Below are 3,358 nucleotides of genomic sequence, written 5' to 3' on the forward strand. Positions count from 1 at the left end.
CGATCCTGCTGCGGGAGGTGTGGGCCGCGTACGCGGCCGGCGGCAGCGGCGCGGGACTGCCCGCGGTCACGCCGCACCGCGAACACCTGGCCTGGCTGGCGCGCCAGGACAAGGACGCCGCGCGCGCCTCCTGGACGCAGGCCCTATCCGGGCTCGACGAACCAACCCTGGTCGCCCCCGCCGCCGTGGATGCCGGGGCCGCGCTGCCCCGATCGGTGGCATGGGCGCCGGGTGCGGAGCTGAGCGACGCGGTGCGCGACCTGGCCCGTGAGCTGGGCGTCACGGTGAACATCGTCCTGCAAGCGGCATGGGCGATCGTGCTGGGTCAGCTGGCCCGCCGACGTGACGTGGTCTTCGGGACGACGGTCGCGGGGCGGCCGGCGGAGCTGCCGGGCATGGAGGACATGCTGGGCCTCTTCATCAACACGGTCCCAGTGCGGGTGCGGCTTGAGGCCACGCAGCCGGTGGCCCAGTTGCTGACCGAACTACAGGCGGAACAGTCGGGGTTACTCGATCACCAGTATCTCGGTCTGGCAGAGATCCAGCGGCTGGCGGGGGCGGGCGCGAGCTTCGACACGCTGCTGGCGTTCGAGAACTTCCCCGGCGACCCCGAGGTGCCGTCATCGCTGGAGTCCGTGGTCGTTACGGGCGCGGGGATGCGGGAGTCGACAAACTTCGCGCTGGCGCTGGGCGTTGACTCATCCGACCTGAACCTTCGGCTCGACTACCGTCCGGACCTGTTCGACGAGGACACCGTCCGGGCGTTGACCGGCCGGTTGGTGCGGGTGCTGGAGCAGGTGGTGGCGGATCCGCGGGTGCGGGTGAGTGAGATCGAGCTGCTGGCTGCGGATGAGCGGGCGCGGGTGGTGGGGGAGTGGAACGCCGACACCCGGCCGGTCGGCCCGCTGTCCGTGCCGGAGCGCTTCCGGGAGTGGGCGGTCCGGGCCCCGGACGTGGCCTCGGTGCGCTGCGGATCCGAGGAACTGTCGTACGGGGAGCTGGAGGTTCGGTCGAATCGGCTGGCCCGCTACCTGCGTCGGCAGGGTGTGCGCAGGGAGTCGCGGGTGGGTCTGCGGTTGCCGCGGGGTGTCGGCATGGTGGTGTCGATGCTGGCGGTGTGGAGGGCCGGGGGTGCGTATGTGCCGTTGGATCCGGAGTATCCGGCGGACCGCCTGGAGTTCATGACGGTCGACAGCGGCGCGTCGGTGGTGATCGACGCGGAGTGGTTGGCGAGGGCCGAGGGCGCGTTTGCCGCCGAGCCCGACGCGCCGCTTTATATTCCGGTGGATCCCGATCAGTTGGCGTATGTGATCTACACCTCCGGCTCCACGGGCCGCCCCAAGGGTGTGGCGGTCTCGCATCGGGGTGTGGCCAATCTGGTCGAGGCGATGGGTCCGGTGCTGGGTGCGGGGCCGGGTGAGGTGACGTTGCAGTTCGCGTCGTTCAGTTTCGACGCTTCGGTGCTGGATGTGGCCGTGACGCTGGCGTCGGGTGGCACTTTGGCGATTGCCGCGAGTGAGGAGCGTACTGACCCGCAGGCCCTGGCAGAGATGATCCGCAGGGCCGGGGTGACGGTGGCCAGCGTGGTGCCGTCGCTGCTGTCCGTGCTCGATCCGAAGACGGTCCCGGGGGTACGGAACTGGGTGCTGGGTGCCGAGCGCCTGACCGCCGACCTGGCCGCCAAGTGGCGTGGCCAGGCGGGGCTGTGGAACACCTATGGGCCGACCGAGGCGACCGTGATGACTACGGCTGTGGCGCTCGAGGAGGGCATCAGCCCGGACGATCAGCCGCCGGCGATCGGCCGCCCGTTGCCCAACACCCAGGCGTACGTCCTGGACGACTTCCTGCGCCCGGTGCCGATCGGTGTCATCGGCGAGGTGTATCTGGCCGGTCCGGGTCTGGCCCGCGGCTACCTCGGCCGCCGGGACCTCACCGCGGAACGGTTCGTAGCGTGCCCGTATGCCGAGGGCGCGCGCATGTACCGCACCGGTGACCTGGCGAAGTGGAGTGGCGACGGGCTGCTGCACTTCCAGGGCCGCGCGGATGAGCAGGTGAAGATCCGCGGCTTCCGCATCGAACTCGGCGAGATCGAAACCGTCCTCGCCGCCCACCCCGACGTCGCCCAGGCCACCGTCATCGCCCGCGACGACCGGCTCGTCGCTTACGCCCTTCCCACTGCCGCCGGCGGCATCGAGACCACTGCCCTGCTGGACTTCGCTGCGGCCCGGTTACCGGAGCACATGGTTCCGGCTGTCGTCGTCGTACTGGACGAGCTGCCGCTCACCCCCAACGGCAAAGTGGATCGCGCCGGCTTGCCCGCGCCCGAGCGTGCGGCGCGCGGCGGCCGGGCACCGGCGACGCCGGTCGAGGGGCTGCTGTGCCAACTCTTCGCCGAGGTGCTCGGGCTCGAGCGGGTGGGTGCCGAGGACTCGTTCTTCGAGCTGGGCGGCGACTCGATCATGTCGATGCTGCTGGTGTCGCGCGCTCGGCGGGCAGGGCTGGCGTTCTCCTCGCGGCAGGTCTTCGAGCAACGGAGCCCAGCAGGTCTGGCGCGGGTTGCGGAGGCCGTGGACAGCGCTGGTGTGGTATCGGGCGGCGAGTCCGGCGTGGGTGCGGTGCCGCTGACGCCGGTGATGCATGAGCTGATCGAACGGGTCGGCCTCGACGAGTTGGGCGAAGCCGTGCAGTCGGCAGTGGTGAGCACCCCGGCCGGACTGGACTTTGATGTCCTGGCGCGGGCGGTGCGGGTGCTGGTGGGCCACCACGACGTACTCCGTGCGCGTTTGGTGCCGGGGCCGGAGCCGCGGCTCGAGGTGCCGGAGGAGGTGCCGGAGCGGGCATGGGTACGCCGGGTCGACGCGACCGACCTGGCGGACGACGCGCTGCGGGAACTGACCGGCACACAGGCCCGTGCTGCCGCGCGGCGGCTGGATCCGGCCGCCGGTCTGATGCTCGACGCGGTGTGGTTCGACGCCGGGGTGGACGCGCCGGGTCGGTTGTTGCTCGTGGTTCATCACCTGGTGGTGGACACCGTGTCGTGGCGGGTGTTGTTGCCGGATCTGGGCGAGGTGTGTGTGGCGTTGGCTGCGGGTCGGGAGCCGGTGCTGGCGCCGGTGGGGACGTCGTTTCGGTATTGGGCGCGGGAGTTGGTGGTGCGGGCTGGGAGTGCGGAGCGGGTGGCGGAGCTGGAGGCCTGGACCGCGGTTTTGGCGGGTTCTGATCCGTTGCTGACGGCGCTGCCGTTGGATCCGGTGCGGGATGTTGAGTCGTCGGTGCGGCGGGTGTCGGTGCGGGTGCCGGTGTCGGTGACGTCGGCGTTGTTGACCGGGGTGCCGGCTGCGTTCGGTGCCAGGGTTGA

The 3,358-nt window shown here is 71.0% G+C and carries 1 protein-coding gene; it reads left to right on the plus strand.

Annotated features, from left to right (window positions below):
- The coding region (locus AB0I77_RS53190) for an amino acid adenylation domain-containing protein (protein ID WP_363290270.1) at positions 1–3,358 on the plus strand (3,358 nt) is incomplete at both ends.

Origin of the sequence: Streptomyces sp. NPDC050619 (assembly GCF_040654815.1) — a bacterium.
GTDB lineage: Bacteria > Actinomycetota > Actinomycetes > Streptomycetales > Streptomycetaceae > Streptomyces.